This is a genomic window from Microbulbifer mixtoriginis (SeqCode), from assembly GCF_052467235.1.
The window spans coordinates 3,218,252-3,243,351 of sequence record NZ_CP174305.1 but is presented as its reverse complement, the minus strand read 5'-3'; the positions used below and the strand labels follow the sequence as shown (position 1 = coordinate 3,243,351).

Genomic DNA, 25,100 nt, shown 5'->3' with positions numbered 1-25,100 from the left:
CAAAACATAGATAAAAAGTATTGAGCTGAAATTCAATACTTTAAAAATCGACTCCGATACCAACGAAATATCTGCAAGAAAAAGCTTGCCGATTGATCGGATTTGCGGCTTATTTGCAAGATCTCAATATTGGTTTTTGCATCAATAAATTCACCGCTCACCGGATCCACATATACAGGATAGAAAAGTAGAGTACCAGCGATTAACTGCTCCAAACTTAACCCTCTTTGCCGCCGAAGTTTAAAAGACTGCAAATCGAAAGCGTCATATACTGGCGCACTGAGAAGTATATCTTCTGTAAGCCCCCAACCAGCATAAAAAGGAAGCCCATAAGTTACCACTTTGATTTCTCGCAACAAAGCCTCAAAACCACACAGTGAACTCATGGTATGTACTTCATCCACTTTATCCAAAAGCAGAGAAATATCACCTTTTTCAATTAAACTGTCGTAAAGGGATTTTCCACCTACAGGCATCCCCCCTTCTCTTGCACCTTCAACAACATCTGGGTGGGGCTTATAGATAATATGGGCACTAGGATTTCTCACCCTCACCTCTTTCAACAAAGCATAGTTACTTTTTATTAGCGGCGATCCAGTGGCAATGGAAGCATCACTCTCAACTTGACCGGGAATTAGAATAATTTTTTTATCCCTCGGAATCTCCAGCTCATAAGGTGACAATTCTCGACCAATATTATATTTAGTTACTCTTTTACTTATTAAATTATCTCGCAATATTTTTGCTTGAATTAAACTTTCCGATGAAAATCTAGCACTATTGAGATACACTTCCAGATCACTGGAATAGCGGGCATCAAAATAAATACCACACGCATCCAATACCAATGAGCTTGGTTTTACCAGGTCAGCACCCAAACCCGCTGAGCGTAGAAAACCATCTTCAATTCTCCATAAATTTAATTGATTTTGTTGACACTGCTCAACCAAAGAATCTGTAACCTTACTGGCCCACACCAAAATATTGGTATTAGGTCTGGTTATTGCAGCCCTATCAAGAGATCTGAAGAAAGTAATCCTAGATTTACCCCCCAAAAAATTGGGAATAAAACTGCGTTTCCATGGGGAAAATCCAATTCCTAACCATGTCCCCTGAAAACGTTGCCACTGTCTTTTTTGTTCCAAAATCAATGACAACGTATCTTCAAATTCGCATGTAACACCCGTATAAGGATTGATATAACGGCAATAGCGAAGATAGGCCGCACAGAAAATTTCAGCCAGTGTTCGTTTTACATTGCGTCTGTCAACAAACTGGCGATCCTTTGTGAGCCCCCAGCCTGCATAGAAAGGAACACCAAAACAGTGCACTTCCTTACCTGCGATCAATGCATCAAAACCCAGCTGACTGGTAACTACATAGACTTTTTCAACGCGGTCAAATATTGACCATGGAGATAAATCCTGTCCAATAATCCTACAGCCTTCTTGCTTTGCAAGCTCTTGCAAATAACCACGTTTTCTGCCTGAAATAACGTCAGGATGTACTTTGACACAGATCTCAGCACCTGGATTTTCAGTAATCGCACTTCGCAGCATTTCCCGGAAGTGGCTCTCGGAAGCCAACCCAGCGGTTATTGATATATCACCATAAGTCTGGTCTACCACCAGGATCGCCGGACGCTCATCTGCTAAATCCAGAGGGATGTCAACCGATTTGTTATATTTGCACAAACGGTGGGTACGAAGAAGATAAAGTCCATTTTCAGCCCTATTGAGTTCTTCAACGCTAAAATCACTCGCACTGATCAAGCCCTCAAGATCACTGGGGCGAGAGGCGTCGTAATAAATACCGCTATAGTCCATGACCAAACTATGCGCTTGTGCTCCCTCCACTCCCAATCCCAGAGAGCGTAAAAAACCATCCTCAATACAGAAGTAAGGAAGTCCATTCCGTGTGGCTATTCGCTTTGCCTTTATCGACGTAGCCTTGAGCCCCCAGCCCACCATTTGGCTTACGTTTCTATTAGGTCTGGAAAATACATATTGACACTTAGCGCCAAGAAAACGCTCTAGGGTACGCATTCTGCTAAGTCCTAAAGAGCAGTGCCCAACTACAGGCATTTTTTTGCCTCACTCAGCAGTTTTCCTCTTAAAGCATCATCAGCTGCCAATTGTAAAATGCCTTCTATCCAGAGTGATGGCTCCATAGGTAATAGAATTCCATTCTCCTGATGTCGAACCACCTTACCGTAGATATCCCCCTCAGCATAAATGCCCACCGCACCTGCCTGCGTAATATCATAAAATTTGGTATGGGATCTTGCCCTATTGAAGGGGCTATCCAAAAGAGGAGCTAAGCCTATAGATCGTCCCGGCCTTCGCAGTAAGGATAAATAAGTAGGCCATTTCATAGGGTACAGTACCCGCACTCTTGGTACACCACTAAATAAACGATTTACATGTTTATCCCCAATAATCTCAAAACTCAGATCCGGATTTTCCGCCATTACTTCTTTAATAATTTGATAGAGCCAGTTGATATCCTCATAGTGGGACGCTGATCCATGATAGAAAATAGAAAGTTGCTGTCCTTTATCTAGATCTAGTGGCTCTGCCGACAATAACTCAGGGGACCAATCCCGATATTTACTCTGTAGAAATGGAGTTGAGACCAGTAATTTCGCCCCTATAGACTTTAGCCAACGTTGTTTGGACCAGCTATAGCGCAGGATTTTGGCCTGATAGCGCACTGGCATCCTCGCGAAGGCCGACCAATCCAACAAATCATCATCAAGAAATATCGAAACGCCAGATAACTTGCTTAAATTCTGTTGTATCAGTGATTGCCAGGAACGAGAAATATAACGTACAAAAATGAGCTGCGCCCCTTTGAGCTCACCTTCAGAAGGAAGCTCATTGAAATTCAAGCGCTTGATATTTACCCCAAGCTTGCGTAAGTAGGGAATAACAAAGTAATCGGTCGAGGGATTAGGCCCCTCCTCTACAACGATCCAACGGCTGACTACTTCCATTCATACTCCAATAGTTCAGGTAAATATAGGGTCATCACTTAAAAGGAAATATGATTGGCAGTAGTATCAAAACTGTAATTGAATAGGCAATTGTGAGGGGTAAGCCTGCACGTAAGAAGTCACGTAAATGATAACCACCCAAGTTTTGTACAATTAAATTAGTTTGATAGCCAAAAGGTGTCAGGAAGCTTGCACTGGCCCCATAGGCTACAGCCATCACAAACGGCATCCAACTAACGCCAAAGCTATCGGCTAAACTCCAGGCTAATGGAAATGTGAGCGCCGCTGCAGCATTATTGGTCATCAATTCGGTTAACAACAGAGTTAACAAAAAAATACCAATAACCCCAACAAATGGCCCGGCCCCCTGGAGTGAATCTCGCATTGACAGAGCAAGACTATCTGCCAGTCCACTACCGGAGAAAGCTTCTGCTAAGACTAACGCACTGGCAATAATGATCCAGATCTGGAATGGAAAGCGCCGCTGTAGTTCAGTGGTAGTAACGATGTTCAATATCACCATAAAACCTAGCAATACCACCAAGCCTTTTAGTAGTGAAAAAAACCCCAGAGCTGATCCTGCCACAACACTCGCAAACCCCAGCCCCAGTAACCAGCTGTCCCTAGAAGTTAGTTGGCGCTGTACATCAGTACCACTGATTACATAGAAGTTCTTATCAATATTACGATGGTGCTTAAAATCCTGTCCTACCGCTAAAAGTAAGGCATCTCCGGGTTGAAGCTCAATCTCACCAAGCTTTCCGGACAGGCGATCTCCGCCTCGGCGCATTGCCACCACGGCTGCATCGAAACGAGTTCGAAACTGACAACTTTTTAAGGTTTCACCGACGATACTGGAATTGGGAGTTAGAACGACCTCTGTCAGGTCCATATGCAGAGTATCATCATCCAATGCAAACAAATGCAGCCCCTCTATAGCCTGGAGCCTTTGTATGTCACGTACATCACCACTAAAAATCAGCTTGTCACCACTACGAATAAGTTCGGTGGGGGCCACAGGGCTAATACTCTGCCCTCCACGGACAATCTCGATTAGGTAAAGTGTTTCCAGTTGGCGCAAATTGTTTTGCTCGACACTACGACCATCCAACGGTGAAGCGGGAGTGACTTCAGCCTCCAACAAATATTGAGCCGCCTCCTCCTCTACAGTGCCTCCTTCAGGGAGCAGACGATTGCATAGAAACAATACTACCAGCCCGACCACAACCGCAGCACTACCAATAGGTAGGAAAGCAAAAAAGTCCAGTGACGCTTCCCCCCTATCCAGAACAAAGCTATTCACAATCAAATTTGTGGAGGTACCTATCAGTGTCAGCGTACCACCGAGAATAGCCGCATAAGATAACGGCAACAGCAGCTTGCCTGAGGGGTGGCGCTTCTGAGCCTTAACGCTGGATGCCAACGCCGCGACAATAGCTGTATTATTTAAAAAAGCAGAGCTCAAGGCTGTAGCACAAGTAAGTCTTAGTAAGCTGGATTTCAACCTACCACCGATCAATCCATCAGAGATCGCCCTGAGCCAGCGTGCTTTCTCCAAACCAATAGAGATTAGTAGTAACACGACCAATGTCACCAAGCCAGGGTTAACCGCTTTTTGTAGCACCGACTCGGCTGGAACCAAACCGGTCAAAAAACATACAGTAGCAGCAGAGGCAAAAACCAGAGAGGGACGAACGCGACTAAAAATCAAGGTAAAGATAACTAGAACGAAAGTGCCGGCAACAAAGAATTGGGAGAAAGTCATAAAGTTGGAGTGTCGCTCTGGTAACCTAGGTAGATACTTCACCTGATAGATATCTTTGGCAAAGGCAAACTATACTAAATCTGTTGCCAACACCCAACGATTAGCTTATCCCCCATCCTCGAGATTAACTCAGCTCTTCTATCAAAGGAGTTCATACCGTCACGTTATTCAGAGAACTCCTTAGAGAGACTAATAAGGGAGCCGGTTCTCAATACCGCAAACATGATTCTCACCGCAAAAGTTACAATCTGGTTAAAACATAACCACATAAAGCAATATACCAACCCAGAGGGTCATCATAGGATAAATTGATTTCGTCCGTGAACACTCATTAAAACCTCATATGAAATTTGGCAATGAGTATGAAAGCGGCTGTATGATAGGGAGTATCAGCTATTAATCTATATACTATCATATATACAAAATCTTATTGATAGCTGGGAACTTACTCATCTCGTGATCGAGCGATTTAGGGGGTCAGCTCTATAGAGCCGGCATATTCGGTCAACCTGAGATATAGGACAAACTGATATTACATCTACAAAAGACTTAGAAGCTTAAAACAAATCCTAAATTTTAGTTTAACCCTCATCGAGCTTTCTTTCAGTTTTTTCGTACTCCTAAACTGGAGCGCTTTACATCCTGAGTAGCTACTCAAATACTATAGTCAGAATAAATTTTTCGGTCTTGACAGACAAGCAACCGAGCAAACCATAACCCCCTGACATTTGTCGTCGGATTTTATCATTCAACGCCACAAAGGGGCTTTTGTTCTCTCATTTAGTCCTAGAGAAAAATCCTCTCTTGTGTGAGTCAAGAATGGACTGTAGTAAGGGTCTTTTCCCTCATCTGTAGACCACCGTGTCTTCAAACTCATTGCCTCACGATCAAATCGAGCCCGTTTTGTTGGCGTATTATCAATACCGCGACTGATAGATTCATGGTGATACATTTCTGCCCAAGGCGTCCATAAATTACGATAACCAGCTTCCTTAACCTTCAAACAGAAATCAACATCATTGAAAGCCACCTCAAAATGTTCTTCGTCTAACCCACCAACAGTTTCATAAATACTCTTGCGTACCACTAAGCAAGCCGCTGTAACCGCGGAGAAATTTTGTGTACACATCAGACGATTCATATATCCTTCTTCATGGCGATGATAGAACTTATGAGCATGACCTGCTAATCGCCCCAGACCAATAACGACACCAGCGTGTTGTATACGGCCATCACCATAATACAATTTGGCACCAACACAGCCTATATCTGGCCTTAAGGCATGGGAAACCATTTCATTCAGCCAGTCAGGAGAAATCACTTCGATATCATTGTTTATCAGGCCTATGATATCACCACGAACATGTTGGACGCCAAAGTTGTTGATTGCCGAGTAATTAAAAGGTGCATCGTACTTAAGTACTCTAACATTGGGATATCTTTTCAACGCAGACAAATATTTTAGTGTTTTCGGATCAACACTTTGGTTATCCAGAACCAGTATTTCGTAGTTTCTATAGATGGTCCGACAAACAATACTTTCGATGCATTGACGAAGTATCGATAACATATCTCGAGTGGGGATCAAAAGAGAAACCAGGGGTTCTTCTTTTTGAAGAGGCCAACGAACTTTAAGTACCTTATGATTTTTAATAGCCTTTACTTCAACATTCCTACGTCCTACATCATTTAAATACGCCTTTAAAATATGCTGGCTCTTTTGTAGATAGCTTGTATTATCAAAGGATTTCTGCCTGTGAAAAAGGACTCTGGGAACATGGATAATTTCCCGTTGCGGTTTCTTTATCTTTCGTAAAGCCAGGAGAAATAACGAATAATCCCATGCCTCTTCAGAAAATAATTTATAAATTTCAGAGAACTCTACCAAGCCGGGAGCAAAAAGGACAAATTCACCAATATAATTTCTTGAAAAGAAAAGATCAGGATTCCAAGCAGGCTTGAAATCAGGCAGACATCTTTTCCCAGCTTCATTAAGAAAATCCTCATCCGCATAGATTAGTTTTGCATGCGGCTTGCTCTGCAAGACATACAGTAGACAAGTGAGTGCTTTGGAGGCAAGTGATGCACGCGGAGGACATAAAAGTTGATAAGTATCAAAAGAAATAAGATTTGAAAATTGATTTATAGATATAGATTTATCAAACCATTTAATTTGATTATTTACACTCACAATTTCATCAAGCACATTAAAAGTGTCTCTTTTAATGTCATCTGAAAGCAAAATAAACAATTTCCAAGTTTTATAATCTTGGTCCAGAATAGAATCTATGGTACTTCTAATAGAGTCCAGGGAGTCACTTTTATTAATGGGCATTAACAATAAAAATTTAACTTTATCAGAGGAATCAAGCGAATCGGGCCAAAACGTTGGTTCTATTTTATTAACCCAATCTCTATAAGAAACCCGCACCCCAGCTGGTCTAAATGTGGCATCGTAACAAGCCCAGCGATTTGTGAGCCTGAATGGCACTTGTAATTGGCGGCGTTTGAGTCGTGAACGCATTCGATCACGAGCAAAAAGTAACGACACACGAACAAGGGTTAATTGGCGAATGGTAAATTTGCACTCAGTTTGAGCAGGAGAAAATTGTAGTTCCTCTCCTCCCCTGGCAAACCAAAGCAAACGCTTGGATATACGCCCATTACGAACAGGCAAACGAAGATATTGGGACCTTCGTCGACCTTGATGTTGAAGTATAAAACTAGAGTCTAAGTAGCTATGATCCGACTCAATTAAAACTTCTACCATGTACCAACCACGAGAAAACTCACCATTAGTAATAGAAAATTTAGATTGACGAGAGGTAGATTTTCCAATAATACAACCATCAATACTTTTATTGATTTTGATGCCTTGAAGCGGCCGCAACAATGGTCGTAGGTCGTATCTAGTAAAATGAGGAACAGTAATTCTTAAATGTTTAGACTCCATATACATCCCCACAAGCTCCCATTATATGAACTATGCATCTCAGGCTAATACTGCGTATTAACTTTAAAATATTATTAATAATTATTCACAAAAAAACCCAAAGAGATTGATAATTCTTGGGCGAATTAACTGCAGAAAAAGTTCCATGGATCATTTTACAACTCAAATCATTAAGAAAAGTCATACAAAAACCGGGAGGTAAAAATGGATGCCAGAAATACCAACTTAACATTTTTTCCATAACACTTAGGCCGACTATATAATTTTTTTAAATATAATATGATGTCGATATAACAAAAAATAAGATTATTAACAACCATCTTTTAAGCGTCAAAATTAATTGTCAACCTTAATATTTATAATTATTTGAGCTGCCATCTATCTAATACCCTTTATATCAGAGACAAATAGAGTGTTCGATTGAATACAAAGCACGACAAAACCAATCACCCTCTATGGACCAGCAATCAAGTATAAACATAAATCACCATAAAAACTTTATGAGGAATTTTATGCCACAATCGACTCTAAAGGGCTTCTAACTAAAAATTCGAGAATGTTACTAGAGGCTGTTTCATAACTTATCTCGCAATTACAGAGAAAAAAGTCCAGTAATAGTGAGCCGATTCAAGTCAGAGTTAACCGATGATCAATGGAGATTGATCGAACCTTGTCTTCCTGAGTTAAAACGAGGAAAGGGAGGCCCAAAACCCATTGATAATCGAGCCTGTTTTGAAGGCATCCTGTGGGTTTTGCGTTCTGGAGCGCGATGGAAAGATCTTCCCTCACACTATCCATCACCGAGTACATGCTGGAGAAGGCTTCAATTTTGGGAAGATCATGGAGCTTGGTTACAGGCATGGAGAAGATTCCTGGAGCTGGTGGATCAACAGTCTTTACTTAACTGGGAGGAGGTCTTTTCTTATGGCAGCTTTGCACCAGCAAAAAAGGGGGCTTCGAAGTCGGGGAAACCAAATTACTTCGGCCTCACCAGCAGAAGTAAAGTTATTACACCCATTACTTGATGTTACGTATAAAAATACAAAGATCCATCGCTTAGTTTATGATAAAGCGGCGGAGTCTGATTCACTTCGAGATAGGCTGTTAAGTCGTGGAATCGACCTTATCTGTCCACATAGGAGAAATAGGAAAAAAGCCTCAAGGCTGGATGGTAGGAAGCTTAGAAGGTATACTCGCCGTTAGGAAGTTGAGCGGACTTTTGCGTGGTTGGGAAATTACCACCGTTTGGTTGTTAGATGGGAGCGATATTTGTCCACTTATCGTGCTTTTTTCTATATTGCATGCATGTTAATTACGATAAAGAAGTTATGAAATAGCTTCTAGTGATGGAAGCTATTTCCGCTGTCAACCCACAAATCGATCAATAAACATCCCAATAATATTTGCTTATCAATGAAGCTGTAATTAATTAAGAGCCCGTGTAATAATTAACTCTCATAGCTGCATTCACTTAAAGTCAAATCAAAAATAAATAAGAAACAAATTAACATCCAGCGAAGAACATCGAAAAAGAAATATTTTCAACAAAAATTGAAATCAGAGTGCTCGTATCTAGTTAATATTGAAAACTCATTATAACTCTCTACTTATAAAAAGTATGATATTAAACATAAAAATCAGACCTGACATTTTGTACTGTTTAATTTAAGTATAATCTATCTTGGCATGTTTTCTTCTATCTTAAGGGAACAACTTTTATAATTATTTTTTAGCTGATACCTTATTGCTTAAGAATATTGTTAAAAAAACAATATTTGCTCGATTTAAAAAGATTTCGGGATTTTTCAGGAGGCTTAAGAGAAATATATATTTCCGGAGGGTATGTAAGACGGCTTGGCTGTAAGCAAAAGTCATATAATAAAATACGATACAAGAGGGTGAAAGATTAAATATCAATCCCCCATCAAATACCAAACAGTAACTTTATGTATCACTCATAAATTTTATATTAAAGAGGAAATTATTATATTTAATCCAGCTTTAATGTTATATATCGATTAAAATATTTTCTCTTGTATAGAGATTAGGGCATATTTCATAAACTTACCATTTTCAAGGATACAAGCCTTGGAATGCATTCCCGAAGAATTCATCAATACTGAAATTTTAACTGGGTGTTTTACAAGCGTAGTAATAGGATAAAAATGAACTATTTTGTAAAAATACAAGCCACAACTTTAAGTAAATCCAATTTTGATATTTGCATATTTTTCCAGACTACTAACTTCAGCTTTTCCCGAGATAACTTTAGAACATACTCACTGTAGAGGTTAACCATTTGATATAAAAATAATATATCAGGAACCACTGATCCATTAACAAGTACCATAGGCAGTCCATACGCGAATACGCGAATACACAAATCAATTCGCAGCTCCTAGGAAGAATCCATATGATAACATCAAAAGCATTTTTCTGAGACTTAATGTACCTTTATCTTTTATTAATTGACACATTGTAGGATATAAAAACTTAAGCAGAGAAACACTCCGCAAAATACCTTCATTATCGTTCAAAACAACTAATTAATTAGCAGTATTAATGTTTTTAGCGCAATAAAAAATAATTTTCGTTTTAGATTTGACATAGAGGTATATTTCGATAAAATAACTTTTTGGATCTCAGCCGAAAAAATCTAGCCAGAACATTAAGCAATTCAAATTAACAGTGTTTTTCTGGTCAAAAAATTGCGAAGCATACCTACGCAGTTAGTAATCGGACTAGTTAGATGGATATGAAATATATCTTCTATTAATAAGCCTCTAAGTGTCGTTAGTAAGCCAAATATTTTATTGCGGCAAAGATGTCTGTTCAGCTATCTTCGATAGTACTGTTTTTAATCGATCACGCAATACGGTTTCACTAAAGTATTTTCTTGCATGCATACGACCCGCTTTACCAAAATTCAGACGTAGGTCCTTACTCTGAACTAATTCAATTATTCTGTCAGCTACAGAATTTAAATTTTTAAATGGAATCAGGAAGCCAGTCTTTCCATTGACTATTAGCTCTGGTAGAGCCCCCCAGTGATATGCAACAACTGGTAACCCTGCAGCCATTGCCTCCAATACAGTACGCCCGAATGACTCCTGAAAATTTGATAAATTCACCACGATATCCACATTGGATAACGCTTGCCATGGGTAGGCTGTATAGTTATTAAATTCTAAGCATTTTGCTACCTCACCATTGCGCTTCTGAATTTGTAAAGACTTAATATACTCAGTCTCTGGGCCAATCAATTTACAAATTACGGGAATCTCCCGTTGCTCAAGTATATCAGCTAATTCAACAAAATCTGCTAGTCCCTTCTTGGGTAAGTTACTGCTAATAAGGGCAATGGTAATAAGCTTATTGTCAGGAGCAACAGGAGACTGAATAGACACAAATTTGGAGACATTCACTATATTTGGTACCACAACAGTGTTACTTGAAGCTATTTCTCGCTCTACGGCCAGAGAGTTAACTAAAACAATGTCTGCTAATTTACGCACTCGATCAGTGATTAATTCAGGACCCGCGCCCAAAACCCAACAAAGTGCCTCATCTGCGAATGGTAGCTCTCGTACATGCACAATATTAAGGATATTTAGCTGTTGAGCTGCTATCAACGGTTCATCAAGAACTAATGTATTGGCATAAACAGCACGAATATCAAATCTCTTGATCAGGTTCTTAAACTCTTCCAGAGTATGGGAATTAATACTTCGCCCAGCCTTCCACCAGCCATAGGGTATAACTGTAAGTGCTACTGCCTTAGACTTAATAGACTCAACATAGTCAATATTGATAGCGCTTGGTAATACAACAAATAGGTTTACTCCCAATTCGTTTAAGACTTTAAGCACATCTAGTAAGCTACGTTCTGCTCCATATAAGTGCTTGCCAGCCTGGTGTGCACATATTAATAGATTCGGTGCTCCAGAACGCTGAACTTGATTTCCAGGTATTACATCCAGAGATTTTAATCCTTGTACACGGCCCACAGTTAAAAAGTGGAGCAATGCCGGTAAATTTGCCGCCCTGGCCTGAGGGAAGCGATACTCATAGTAAGAGGTACTAAACAATGGGCCTGGATCCTTCCCCTCCGTAGATCCCACCTTCCAATAATGTTCAAATAGATCTACCGGTGCATCTTGCAAATCTGGGTACTGCTCCAAATACCACGCAGGATCAAAATAACCAGACTGCTGTACCAGATCCATAGGGTTAAATAAATTTTCAATTTTTCCGGTGGTACCGATTACGTAGGGAGCCTGGAAAGGCCTAACCTTGGGTATTTCAGGTAAATAAAGATCATTTAGGGACTTAATTTCTGAATGCCAGCGCCTAGCTGCATCCTCATAGTCTTTTCTAACCCCATAATAACGTGTAATAAGGTGGGTCTCCTCACAAAGACTTAAAGAATCCTTGTGAATACGACCAAAGCTAAGAGGTACCCCGGGTAAAATTTCGGTTAAAGCATCCTCCCCAAAATATTTGATAATTCTTAAGTAATACTCAGTATCACTATTAACAGAAACCCTATCCCAATAGCCCAGTGCGTTAAAAACTGAGCGACGAAACATTAAAGAAGAAATATTGCGATAAACCCAACTATCCTCCAATCTCCAGTGCGAAAAAAGAAAATTTTCAGTGGTCCGTACCCAATGAGAGGTACAGGCAACTTTATCAGGATTAGATAATAGGGTGTTAGCCTGATATTCGATCTTTTGAGGGTGTGACCAATCATCGCTATCATGAGTTGTAATTAGGTCACCTTCTGCAACAGAAAGTCCTGTATTACGAGCGGCATAGGTTCCTAAATTTTTGTTATGACGTAGCAATCTAATTACTATACCAGGGCGTAAAGAAGTATTTATTACGTAATTTTGCATTAATTGCCAAGTGTTATCTTCACTGGCATCATCAACAATCAAAATTTCCAAATTTCGCCAAGTTTGCTCACTCAATGAACGAAGTGCCGTAATTAGAGTCCGTTCCGCATTATAAACAGGAACTATCACCGATACTTTCGCTTCCTCACAATTTTTAGCAATAGGTAATGATTTTATCAGATAGAGAGAATCGAGATTTAGAGTAGCATTACATTTTTCATCCAGAGCATATAGCCCATGCTGTAAAAAAACTCTGTTCAGTATTGTTAAACGAGATTCGTCTTGGTTTCTATTGACAAAACCGTTAATGATTCTGAAAGAAATTAAATTAATCTCTGCAAGAGATACATCAATCTTACTTCCAAAACGTCGAGAAAATAATTCAAACGTTTTCTTCGCTATATTCCAATGATTACATTGTAATGCAGCTTCCAATAATAGTAGATAGGGACCGGCATGAGAAGGATAGTAATGATGAGAAGTTAGAAGCAGTTGAAGAGAGTTCAACACCTTCACCCACTCATTATGTACGGCATACCAACGTGCTATGGTCCAGGCTGCATATTGACGCTCTTGTTCTATTGAATTGGTCTCTAATAGAAAATGCTCTAGGCGAGGCAAAAGTATTCTATCGCCTCCCCTCCACAGATGATATTCCCATGCCATAACTCGATTTTGAAAGGGGCGTCGCCCCTCAAATCTACCATAGTTAACATAGTGAATCCAAGGGTTGACTCCTGCAGCGGCAACATCTGGGTAGGTTTTGAGATACCAATCCGAGTCGAACTGTTCGGCAGTAATCAAAAGATCCTCATTCCTCGTAGAATAGGATTTTGAAAGTTTGCCTTTTAGCATACGAAACAAGCGTTTGATACAAAACACAGGATAGAATAACTCAACAGGGTAGTGGCTGTCGGCCCTCATCCTTTCCCATAGAGATGTAGTGGATCAAAGGATTAAATCCGCTATCTTTAACATCAGGATTACTATCAAGGTACCACTGACTATCAAAATCAGGCCCTGGGTTACGCCCCTCGAAGGCACCAAGATTTAAGTAATGTAATGCTGGATTGCTTGCTGAGTTTTTATCTTCTGCTATGTCCGGATAGGAGTTTAAGTACCATTCAGCATTGAACAAACCTGATTGAGTAATTTGATCTAAATCTTTTTTCTGCTTACGCATTTTTTTCGCGCGTTTACTAAAAGGAATAGCAACCTGAAGGCTCTTTTTACTGCCAACCTGCTCTACCTCAGTTAAGCACTGGTCAAGGTTTCCATCTATCTTCATACGAAGACTAGTCATTTCTTCTTCTTTTTCTTCCAATAAACGAGTCAGTAATGAAAGTTCTTTAAAACGTTCATCGACAGCCCCTTTTGCACCAGCTAGATCCGACTTTAAAGATTGAATACGGAGCTGTAACTGTTGTTTCGATTGCAAAAGTGTATCCCGTTCATTTTCTACGGACTTCAGTCCTTGGTCTAAACTCTTACATCGAGAACTTAGTTCCTCACGTGATTTTTCTATTTCTTGTCTTTCTTGTCGAGCTTGTCTTAGATTCTCTTCAGTAGACTTAAGTGATTTTTCCAGCAGAAGCACACGTTCTTGACTTTTTTGAGAGTGCATATTTTTTGTCGATAAATCTTTTTTCAAATGTTCAAAAGCCACCTCTTGTCGATCATGAGATTCCTTAAACTCAACGAGCTTATTGTTTCGATCTATCAATTCATTCTCAAGATTTTTTATCTTGTTATTTAAATTAAGGTTCTTTTCTTCATAGTTAGACTCTAAATCCGCCTTCTGTTTTTCAGAAATAGCTAACAACTCAGTAAGATTTGATATCTTATTAGAACTATTCTTTAATAAAGACTCTTTTTCAATTAATTCCTGAGCCAGTTTTTGGCTTTTACCCTGGAATAAACTCTTATCTGATTTGATCTCATCAATCCTTTTCTTGAATTGATCGGCTTCATTCCTATATTGTTTTTCAGTATTTTGTGCTTTCTGCCACTCATCATGAAGAACACCGACCCTAATTTCCAACTCTGATTTTTCCAAGTCTTTACTCTCACATTTTTTTTGAACCTCCAAGATTTCCTGTTCTAATAGCAAAACCCTGTCTTCAAGTTTAATTTTTTCATCAAAAATAACACTTGATTTTTCCTCGAGCTCCTCTAGATCCAACTCTAATTTTTCAGTGAGATCTTGTGCTGTTTTTCTTCTCTGCTCTTCCTCTTCTAGAGCTTGTATCCACTCATTAAGCTCGCCTTCTTCAATTAAGGCAGCTTCTAATTTACTTTCTGCTTTCGCAAGGTTCCGCTCAAGTTCTTCGGCATACTCCTGAGTCTGTAGCCACTGTTTCTGAGCTTCCTCGAATACGTGGAGCTTTTGTTCAATTTTTATTTTTTCTTGATCTGCAGCATTAAACTTACTTTGTAGATCAATCAAATTTGATTCAACTTTCTTAGCCCGTTCTTGTGCTTTGTGCCAGATTTCTTTTTCCTTATTGAGAGAATCCAACTGAGTGAACAGTTGATTTTTTTCAGAGGATATTTTCTTATAGTTAGATTCCATTTCAGCAAGAGTACTTTCTAGCTTCTCAGCACGATCTCGGGTCTCTTTCCATTTTCTATGCTCTTGCTCTAGCTTCTGTGTTCGTTGCAACAACTGTGCCTTCTCTGAATAAGAAACTTTAAGCTTAAATTCAATATCTTCAATATTTTTATGCAATTTTTCTGAATTGCTTTTTACCTCATTCCACTGAAGCTTTTCCTTCTCTAATTTCTTAACCTTAAACTCAGAAGCAACTTTTTCTCTGGATTCATTTTCTAAATTTCTCACAAGGTCGGAAACTTTTTTCTCCAGTTGCGTCGACCGCTCTTTCGAGTCAAGAAGCAACTGGTTCTCGCGCTTTAATTTTTCCAGATGTTCTTGAAGTATTTTATTCTCAGCAGAAATACTTTCTGAATTTTTACCTAAATCGGAGAGACTCTTCTCAAGTTGAACCACACTATCTTGGGCCTGCTTTCTTAACTGCTTCTCACCCTTTAGGGAATTCACCTGCTCTACTAATAATATCTTTTCTTGAGCATGATTATCAGAAACCTTTTTCAACTCAACAATGCTTTTCTCAAGTTTAGAAACATGGTCTTGAGCCACTTTCCTAAGATTTTGCTCTTCGCTTAATTTCTTTAGCTGATCTTGAAGCTCTTTATTTTCTAAAGACGTACTCTCTGATTTTTTAACAAGTTCAGCATGTTTTTTTTCCAGCTGAACCAAACGGTCTTGCGCTTGCTTTTTTAGATTATGCTCCCCTTGTAAAGTTTGCATTTTTTCTTCAAGCTTCTTCTTCTCTAAAGAAATACTATCCGAATCTTTCTTAGCTTGAGCTAGATTATTTTCTAGTTGAGATAATTGGTCTTGCGTCTGCTTTCTTAACTGCTCCTCTTCCTTTAGAGAATTCACCTGCTCTACTAATGTTATCTTTTCTTTAGCATGAAGGTCAGAGGCCTTTTTCAACTCAACAATATTTTTCTCAAGCTTGGAAACATGGTCTTGAGCCATTTGTTTAAGCTTTTGTTCTTCGCTTAATTTCTTTAGCTGATCTTGAAGATTTTTGTTTTCTAAAGATGTACTCTCTGATTTTTTAACAAGTTCAGTATGGTTTTTTTCTAACTGAACTAAACAGTCTTGTACTTGCTTTCTAAGCTTTTGCTCCCCGTCTAAACTCTGTATTTTTTCTTCAAGCTTCTTCTTCTCTAAAGTAATACTGGCCGAATCTTTCCTAGCTTGAGATAGGTTTTTTTCCAGTTGAGAAACTTGGTCTTGTGCCTGCTTCCTAAGTTGTTCTTCACCCTTTAACTTAAGGACCTGTTCTTCAAACTTATTCTTGGCTAAGTCAATAGTTTTAGACTTGTTGATAACATCAGCGAGATTCTTTTCAAGCTTCAAAACACTTTCTTCAGCTTTCTCCCTGATCCGTTTTTCTTCCTGAAATTTTAGTTGCTCTTCATCAAACTTTTTCTTGTCCCGTATATTAACATCGTATTTAGCTTTAATTTCAGAAAATTTAGCTTCCAATTCTGAATAGTTTTTCTGGAGCTGAACTCTAATCTGTTCTTCTGCCTGTAATTTTTTCAAATTTTGCTCAAGTTCTTTTTTAGAAGCTCCGGCATTAACAGATTGGCATAAAACTTCTTCTAGCTCTTTCTCTAGTTTTTCAGCTCTGGTTTGAATCTTTTTTTGCTTCTGTTCCTGAATTGATAAATCTGTTTTTAGAACATCATTTATAGATTTTTGTGCATTTAATGTTTCATCGTTCTTAGAGATAACGTCTTGGAGTTCTATTTTTGTTTTTTCATTCTCCTCAAGCTTTAGCTTTAAAGCTGCAACCTCATTGTCTTTTTTTTTGTGGGAATCCCGTTCACTTGTTAATTCATGTTTTATAGCTTGCAGCTTCTCATCTTGCTTAGTTAACTCCTCTTTTCGTGAGTTAATCTCTGCAAGATTTTTAATGCCCTCATCTTTTAATTGTTTTAATAACTCATCCTTTAAGGAAAGCCTATTCTCTAAATCCTTGATATTTGTTGATAATTTTTCAGATTCGTCTTTTTGCTTCTTAAACAACTCTTTCAGCCGTTGATGCTCAGACTGAACTTTGTTCTTTTCTTCAGTGCTATATTCTGAACGTACTTGATATTTTGTTAACTCTTGTCTCAGCTCAATACCTTCTGCATGAAATTGTAAAAGTTGTTGATTACGCTCATTTACTTGTTGGTATTGTTCATCTAGCCTCTGACGTAGTTTTTCAACTTCAAGTTTCAGATCATCACGGAACTCCTGTAAAACACTGACTCTCTCAGCCAATTGGCCACGCTCATGAGCGTTTTGTTCAACAATTTTCTCCATGCGCAGGCTAAAATTTTCCAACTCTCTTTTTTTAGAGTCCAGTTGAATCTGAGCATTTCCATAATCTGCCCCCAACCGCTTCAATTTAGTCTCTTGCTCGCCTAAATTGGTCTCCAATATTTCAGCTTTTTGTTGATATTCTTTAGCCTGTAATGCATCTTTACAAGTCCTGCCCAGACGGGCAAAAACATCTCTGACTACTTGCAAGGATGAATTTGAATCAACCCTATCAAACAAATTAGTCATTAGAGGGCCTAATTCTCCACCTACAGAAACAACACCCAACCCTTCGCCATGATGAAATGTAAAAGTTGGATATTCTTTTGAAAATTCTTGAAAGACATGATTAATTTCACAGTTTGGTGCCAATTTTGAAACACCTGGTATAAGCAGTATTCCGTAGGGAGAGAGTTTTGACTTCCAACGTGTTAATAAGCCATCTAGATCCTCTTCCTCAGTGGGATTCACTAAGAGAAGATCAATAGTTCTATCTTCAAACTGACTAGCAGCTTTTAGCAGGCTACTATCTAGCCTAAGCGAGAAACTATCATAGTTCTGATCATTGAAATTTATAGCTTCAAAACTTGAAGAATCTAGATCATTCACAACTTGTGGATAAGTCACATAACAACGCGTCTCCATTCTCAGTCTTTGAACAGCTTGACAAAGTGCAAGATGAGCAACACCAGTCTCCAATCCTAAGGTCATTGAAATCCTTGGCTGGTGTGCCTCCATCAACCAAAATAGAAAGGGAACATGCTCTAACCATAAGGATTTACGAAGAAAAGTTGGCGCCCAAAACATTGAACTTTGGGCCAAGTTATTTATTGCGGGTTTTAACGCCAGATCAGATTGCATTTCAATAGTTCCCTTATCGGCCTAGTGTACTTCTTAAAAGATACATTAGATTTGTAACAATAAATGCTTTATAGGTGACTAATACATACAATTGAAAAAATTAAAAACATCAGCATGTCAAGCAAAAATATTTTTGTTAACTTAATGTTCTTATTGAACCTGTATTCTTAACAAATATTCAGAGAAAAAATTTAAATATGTTGTGATTCTTAAAATTAATAAAAACACACAAAATAGTTGGAACAAACAACCGCCAACAGTCAAGTTAGTTTTAATATCCTTACATATATAAATCTAAAGATTAATTTAGAGGTCATGAAGACTAAATTACCTAGCTATTGCTCATATTAAAATAATTGAATCTTATGAATGTAATATGCGACAACAATATATGTTTAAATTTCTCTCATCCGTAAATGTATGGCACATTCAAATTTTATATTTATATCCACTAAAAAACAGAAGTAGCAAGTATCTCACTTGGTTTTACTTATGACAAAAGAAAATTTTCCTTTGGCGGGTAATTTTATTATGGTGAAATAAGACGGCCCAAGCCTTTTTCCATTGGATAGTATTCCAAAATTAAACCGTATTTCTTCGACCACTGTTCACAGATATCTCGCTCTTCTTTACGGATAGTATCGTCCATCCATATTTCAGCCTTAGACGATAGCTTATCTGACAAAGCTGGTAGTGCAGGGTAGCGGCTATGCCGACATGTGGCACCAGGAGGCCCGTCAACCAAAACTAGATCTACAAATTCAATCCCTTTTAATAGTGATAGAGGATACCAGAGTAAAGGCATGACAATATTATCATTTTTATGCAGATGTTCCCCATTCCAGACTTCTAAGTCTCCAATGCGAAGATCTACCCATGATTGCAGAAACTCTCTTTCGAGAGCAGATTGTGTCTGCTTACCATAGTGAATACTATGTTCAATAGAGATTAGCTTGCCAAGTCCATTTTGACGCAGTGCGTCTGCCATTACTAATGTAGAGGCTCCACTACCAAATTCAACAATCACTTTTGGACGGTGTGTCATAATATGAGTATGGAGCTTTAGTAAAATATCTGGAGATGTAGCCCAACCTCTCAGTGGTGGCAACTGTCCCTTAATAGATAACCGTTGCTGTAGCCAGCTAAGGGCCTCTAATTGCATATAAAGCCGATCCTGAACCCTAATAAGATCTCGGGTGAACTTATTAGAATTTTCGTTACCAACCACACAGATCTTACTTTCTATTTTTTCCATTAACTCATTCAGGGTATCCATTTGAGTTTCAGACATAATGGTAGATAACCCCTCAGAGTTTCATGAGTATTAAGATGAATGATATCATCCCAAATGGTGAACTGGATAATGCCATGTATTCATAAAGCTTTGGTTTGTAATTTATTGATCATAATAACTTTTAAGTTTCAAAAAATAATCAATCTAATTAAATACAATTGCATTGGACAATAGCACAATTAAATTCTCTATGTTTGTCTTTTTTTGACATAATTAACATCGCCCATAACTATCTTCGAAGCGTACAATATCATCTTCTCCCAAATATTCTCCACTTTGCACTTCAATCATAATGAGAGGAATTATTCCAGGATTTTCTAATCTATGTCGATGCCCAGCTGGGATGTAGGTAGATTCATTGGTCCTCAGAAGAATATCATTATCACCATTGATTACCTTAGCCGTGCCTTTTACAACAATCCAATGCTCACTTCGATGATGATGCATTTGTAAAGACAGAGAAGCTCCAGGCTTGACCTCAATACGCTTCATCTTAAAACCTTCGCCCTCCTCTAAAACGGTATAGGTTCCCCAGGGTCGATGCGAAGTTACATGTTGATGATGTAATTCTCCACCGCTATCCTTAAGACGCTTTACTATTTGCTTGACTTTCTGACTACTATCTTGATTAGCTACCAGTAGGGCATCAGGTGTATCGATAATCATAAGATCTTCAACACCTACCGCAGCCGTTAGTCGGTATGAACTTTGAATATAGATATTAGAGCAATCCTCAAGTTCAGCAATACCGATTACTCGATTTCCATTGCTGTCTGATTCCACCAGTTTAGACATGGCTTGCCAACAGCCAATATCACTCCAACCCAAGCTACAAGGAACCACAGATATTCTTGAAGATTTCTCCATCAGTGCATAATCGATGGAATCGTCTTCTACCCTGGCAAAAATTTCTGGGTCAAACCGAGCCAACGTACAACCTCTCCCCTCACTGCGATGACAGAATTCGAAGGCACTATCTACACTCTTAGCAAGACTTGGTGAGTGAGTAGTCATCTCTTCCAATAATGTACCTACACGGAAACAAAACATGCCTGAATTCCATAAATAGCGCCCACTGGAAAAGTATTGCTTAGCCAAGCTATGACTTGGCTTTTCTACAAAGCGCTCTACATTGAATGCATGTCGACCTGAAGTGTCACATCCCTCAGCAATTTCTATATAACCAAAACTCGTTTCTTCACGTGTTGGTTGAATACCAAATGTAATAAGACGACCTTCATTAGCTATCTCTGAAGCAAATGAAACTGCTTCTATGAAGGCATCTTGATTTTTTACCAAATGATCAGCTGGAAGGACCAACATCAATGCATCACTACCATAGCGAAGCTGTAACTCCAAAGCTGCAGAATAAATCGCAGGTGCAGTATTACGTCCACAGGGTTCTAATAAATAATGAAGTGGTATGGTGGGTGATAGTTCACGATACTCGTCTTCAATACGAAAAAAAAGTTCCGTATTTGCTACTGTGGTAACACTTTCCACGGAATCTATAGAAATTCCTCTAAGGAATGTTTTCTGAAGAAGTGAAAGCCCATCATTCATTTTTATAAATGGCTTAGGGTTTGCCTCTCTTGATACAGGCCATAAACGAGATCCCGAACCACCGGCTATTATCACGATATGCACAGCACTCCTCCAATTAGCGTAATTATTTAGAATCAACATCCCTAATCATAAAATTTTAAATTCATACAAAAATCAATGAACATATTTATATATAAAAAAAAGAACCGCCTACAAATTGATTTAACGAAAACTTATAAAATAAAGTGTTTTTTACTTACTTTTCTTTTTTTAAACTAAGATCTACAATCAAATCAATCAGGAATTCATCCCTTGCTGAAAACTCATGTTTCATTGTTATTTCATTTTTTCTCTCCTTTAAAAATGGTTCGAAATCACCTTTAAGATATGGATATTTAGCAATAACTCTTTCATTAGAAACTTTACATTGATCATATATTCTTAAAACATTAGCGTGTGATAAGACTCCATATTCTTCACCAAAATCAGAATATTTTTTCCTGAATTTATGAGCCCAGCGTTCAGTTTCCATTTTTGAGAGCCCCTGCTTCCAAAAACGTGACGTAAGTCTTCTGATCAAATCTGTTAATTCGAAACTAACCCGATTATTTACATTTACTTGCGATGTATTTAAGTAGATTGATGGCACTCCTATGGTAGAAAGAAAACAAGGTAAAACGCCATCGCCATTAATGCATCTATTATAAGAAAAAAAAGTAGTATGAAAATAACTGGACCAAGAACGTAATAAATCAAAATAATTGAATCTAGGTTTTGGAAGCTGTTTTGTTACATAGTCATCGATAGATAATATGTTCTGTCCTGATTTAGTTTCCTGTAACCACAAGGACTCTATCAGTTCATATTGAGGCCTTAGATAACATATGACATCGATATCAAATCTGTATTTTTGTGCAAAGCTATAGATATAGTGGGGCATAAGATCACCCCCTTGTAAAGTTGAAAATGCTTCACAACTTAATACTACATTTTCACAATTTGATTCATTAATCTCTTTCAGTAACTCAACCCACCCTCCTAACTTAGTTTTATAGCGTGGATCATTTGTTATTTGAAACTGTAAATTATGATGAGACCCATGGCTTACTCTTGCCACTTTTGGATATAGAAAACCATATTTGATTAAATTTGAGTAATTATCTGACATGAACTTCTGAATGGATGAAGTTCCTGTTTTATGTGTACCGATATGCAAATATATTTTTCTCACATCAACCCACTTTTAAATATATTCATTACCATATAACCTTGCAGTGAAAAAAAATAATGCGTCCAGCTCATTCTATTCATTAAGTAATCTATGGTCGGCAATTAAAAGTGTTAAAAAAATATTAAGCTTCGACACAAGTCTAAAAACTTATGGATAATAGTTATTCAAGTAATATAGCCTGGATATTTGTAACCTAGGTAACCAGCAAGTTCTCCCAACTCGTTTTTAAATATATTTGAATAATCAGTATTAAGTTTTCCCTTTTTCTTAGAGTCAAAATTTATAGATGAATCATTTTCAACATGCCCGCCAGTCTCTATTAATATGTCTCTTGCCTTCCAAGCCTCCGGAAATTTTGTCTTAGCTAGAAAAAGCACATCATAAACAGAAGAATAGGTTTTTGTAATTAAATCTTCATAGCGAACAATATCATCGAAATTATTTTCTTCTTCAAATGCCAGATGATAAAAACGTTTAACATTATTTACTTGTTTAATTAAATACTCTCTATCGGAGGCCTCTGGATCTATTTGAACTCTATAAACATCTTTTCTAAAAGATCTTGAATAAGCAATATCAAATGGGTTTCTCATCAAAAGTATTAAATGATTCTCTCCCATATCCTTCACAAAAGTTGTTGGTGTATCATCCCTTAAATGCATAATGTTGACTGGTACGATATTATAGTTTTTATCTCGCAGCCCCGAAGAAGGAAAGTAGCTCACCAGATCAAAAAGCATTTTTCTTTCTTTTTCTGATAGACCAGTACCTCTTCCTCCACAGAGAGAAAGTAAAGCAGGAGGATAATAAACCTCTTTAATCAGATCAAAGTTTCCGATAGAGGAAAGGATTTCTCCAAGTAAATCACACCCTGAAGAGCCGCAACTTATTATATAAAGAGTTTTACTTTTATTTTCAAATCTTTTCTCTAGATCTTCTATAAGCTGATCAACAATCTCCTGCCTACTAAAATCCCTCATATTATTTATGGATTTCAAAATCTTTTCGCGATTTCTCTTATGAAACAGGGTGTCATCAGGCCAGAAAACTTCTGGATTGAAGAGATAACCTTTTAGGAGACTAAAAAAATTATTCAAACCCATAAGAATACCAATAGTTTCTAACAAGAGACTTTAGTGCAGACGAAAAAAAAGTTACTTTCATTGGCAGATGAACTAACTACCAATGAAGGTGCTCTAATTATTTTGGAATGGCCTACACAACGCTCGGTTTCTAGGAAATTAATATCCGTATTGTCCATGGTAAGTCGAAGGATAATTCTATTTATACAATCAGGTTTACTTATTTCAAATACACCCTCTCGAATCTGTCTTAATCCACAATTTTCTGCAAAGTTATAATATAATTCCCAATCATTATCGGATGAGATAGACTCATGAAAAATTATTGTGTCACTATAAGCATAAATCGATCTAAGGTGATTTGATGATTTGGATTTTGAATGACCTACAATTCCTGTTCGATTCAGTAAAGCCACAAGGGATAAATCGATAATATCCTGATGGTTATCATTTTTTACTGCCAATGAATTATGACCATTAGCAGCTTTAAACCAATCATATCTAAGTTTAGAGCCATATTTGTAAGGTCCACCTGAGTCAACTAGTAAACCTCCAAAATCCTGAAACCAAACATCTGTATGAAGAGGTGAATGATGTCCATGAGCACTCTCTGCATTGTGAGACAGTGTCAAGAAATGCACAGTATCATCATTCGCCCGACCCCGAAAATATCCTATTTTATCAAGCCGTTCCCAATGAGAGACCAATTGATCTGCTTCAGGTATAAATTTTTTTTGATGATTACTTAAAGTTCTACCAAGTGTTGTATCACCGGAAGCTGGGAGCGTTCCATCAGGAAATGATAAAGAAGCCATATGATAATTCATGTTTTTCTCAATCAGCCCTATATCAAAATCTAGTTCAGCTGAAAGACGAGACATGGTTTCTATTACGTTCTTAATAGCAATTATGTCAAAAAAACAGTACGTAATACACTGTTCAAGAGCAAAACCTGTATCACGATCTATCAAAGAATCAATAAAATCAGCTATGCAAAGTCTTAACTCTTCCTTTCTAATAATATCTCCAGAAGATTCAGAATGTATAAACGCAGCTAAAAGATGAAAAATTCTGTGATTATTGTTGCTCCATTTATCATCTTTAATAAAACCATTTAACCGATTTTTAATTTCATCCACATGAAAATCAATTTTTTTTGAAAGTTGATCATCAAAGTTTAATGAATCAGTGTATTTTCTTATTTCAAGCAATACACACAAACGCTCACATATTGCATGATCATCCCACAGCATGTTCCAAGCTCCCGTTCGTTCTTCTTCGGGAGTTATATTCAGTACTTTATGAATAATTTGTAAGGCAACTATAGTTTTCTCTGAATCACCACTTTCTATGACTGGAATAATCCAAGCAAAAGAGTAGAAGTAGAGCTGTATAGTCTTGTCCTCTTTATCCAAAGCCTGATAGACATCATTTTCTGATTCAATCGATAATGGCTTATGGCATGGATGGACAAGAATCTCTGTACAGCTATTCATTAAAGAGATGACTTTGTCATTATCAATATAATCGTCCAAGTGTTTAATCCAGGACACATATGGAGAAGGCTTATATT

12 protein-coding genes are annotated in these 25,100 nt (G+C 37.9%); 1 reads left to right on the top strand and 11 read right to left on the bottom strand.

Annotated elements, in window-relative coordinates; genetic code table 11:
* Positions 1-32 precede the first annotated feature (32 nt).
* The 4 genes from ACJJIO_RS14185 to ACJJIO_RS14170 form a co-directional block, all read right to left on the bottom strand.
* Complete coding sequence (locus ACJJIO_RS14185; protein ID WP_444908849.1) at positions 33-2,045, bottom strand: capsule polysaccharide biogenesis protein; 2,013 nt, start codon at positions 2,043-2,045, stop codon at positions 33-35.
* A 29-nt stretch (positions 2,046-2,074) separates the two neighbouring features.
* The gene (locus tag ACJJIO_RS14180; RefSeq protein ID WP_444908848.1) at positions 2,075-2,995 is read right to left on the bottom strand and encodes a glycosyltransferase; all 921 of its coding nucleotides are present in this window, start codon (positions 2,993-2,995) and stop codon (positions 2,075-2,077) included.
* 34 nt (positions 2,996-3,029) lie between these two features.
* Positions 3,030-4,802: an SLC13 family permease gene (locus ACJJIO_RS14175; RefSeq protein WP_444908847.1), complete on the bottom strand. Its 1,773-nt coding sequence runs from the start codon at positions 4,800-4,802 to the stop codon at positions 3,030-3,032.
* 706 nt (positions 4,803-5,508) lie between these two features.
* Entirely contained in the window at positions 5,509-7,713 is a 2,205-nt protein-coding gene (locus tag ACJJIO_RS14170) for a glycosyltransferase family 2 protein (protein ID WP_444908846.1), read from the bottom strand.
* Positions 7,714-8,330: 617 nt separating this feature from the next.
* Between ACJJIO_RS14170 and ACJJIO_RS14165 the strand changes: the two genes are divergently transcribed.
* Positions 8,331-8,738, top strand: a complete 408-nt coding sequence (locus ACJJIO_RS14165; RefSeq protein ID WP_444908845.1) for a transposase — start codon at positions 8,331-8,333, stop codon at positions 8,736-8,738.
* Between the two features lie 1,785 nt (positions 8,739-10,523).
* Here the strand turns inward: ACJJIO_RS14165 and ACJJIO_RS14160 are convergent.
* The 7 genes from ACJJIO_RS14160 to ACJJIO_RS14130 form a co-directional block, all read right to left on the bottom strand.
* On the bottom strand, positions 10,524-13,415 hold the full coding sequence (locus ACJJIO_RS14160) for a glycosyltransferase (RefSeq protein ID WP_444908844.1): 2,892 nt from the start codon (positions 13,413-13,415) through the stop codon (positions 10,524-10,526).
* Between the two features lie 91 nt (positions 13,416-13,506).
* Positions 13,507-18,375, bottom strand: coding sequence for a hypothetical protein (locus ACJJIO_RS14155; protein ID WP_444908843.1), 4,869 nt, complete (start codon positions 18,373-18,375; stop codon positions 13,507-13,509).
* Between the two features lie 529 nt (positions 18,376-18,904).
* The gene (locus ACJJIO_RS14150; protein WP_444908842.1) at positions 18,905-19,666 is read right to left on the bottom strand and encodes an O-methyltransferase; all 762 of its coding nucleotides are present in this window, start codon (positions 19,664-19,666) and stop codon (positions 18,905-18,907) included.
* Between the two features lie 216 nt (positions 19,667-19,882).
* On the bottom strand, positions 19,883-21,316 hold the full coding sequence (locus ACJJIO_RS14145; protein WP_444908841.1) for a mannose-1-phosphate guanylyltransferase/mannose-6-phosphate isomerase: 1,434 nt from the start codon (positions 21,314-21,316) through the stop codon (positions 19,883-19,885).
* Between the two features lie 154 nt (positions 21,317-21,470).
* Positions 21,471-22,445 (bottom strand): hypothetical protein, encoded by a 975-nt coding sequence (locus ACJJIO_RS14140; RefSeq protein WP_444908840.1) that lies wholly within the window; start codon positions 22,443-22,445, stop codon positions 21,471-21,473.
* Between the two features lie 164 nt (positions 22,446-22,609).
* Positions 22,610-23,548 carry a hypothetical protein gene (locus tag ACJJIO_RS14135; protein ID WP_444908839.1) on the bottom strand — a complete coding sequence of 313 codons (939 nt, stop codon included), beginning with the start codon at positions 23,546-23,548 and terminating at the stop codon, positions 22,610-22,612.
* Between the two features lie 17 nt (positions 23,549-23,565).
* Positions 23,566-25,062 carry a heparinase II/III domain-containing protein gene (locus ACJJIO_RS14130; protein ID WP_444908838.1) on the bottom strand — a complete coding sequence of 499 codons (1,497 nt, stop codon included), beginning with the start codon at positions 25,060-25,062 and terminating at the stop codon, positions 23,566-23,568.
* Between the last annotated feature and the right edge of the window lie 38 nt (positions 25,063-25,100).

Coding starts and splice junctions, on each gene's coding strand:
- ACJJIO_RS14185 (WP_444908849.1), bottom strand. CDS start 2,045: ATGCGTACCCTAGAGCGTTTTCTTGGCGCTAAGTGTCAATATGTATTT.
- ACJJIO_RS14180 (WP_444908848.1), bottom strand. CDS start 2,995: ATGGAAGTAGTCAGCCGTTGGATCGTTGTAGAGGAGGGGCCTAATCCC.
- ACJJIO_RS14170 (WP_444908846.1), bottom strand. CDS start 7,713: ATGGAGTCTAAACATTTAAGAATTACTGTTCCTCATTTTACTAGATAC.
- ACJJIO_RS14155 (WP_444908843.1), bottom strand. CDS start 18,375: ATGCAATCTGATCTGGCGTTAAAACCCGCAATAAATAACTTGGCCCAA.
- ACJJIO_RS14150 (WP_444908842.1), bottom strand. CDS start 19,666: ATGTCTGAAACTCAAATGGATACCCTGAATGAGTTAATGGAAAAAATA.
- ACJJIO_RS14135 (WP_444908839.1), bottom strand. CDS start 23,548: ATGGGTTTGAATAATTTTTTTAGTCTCCTAAAAGGTTATCTCTTCAAT.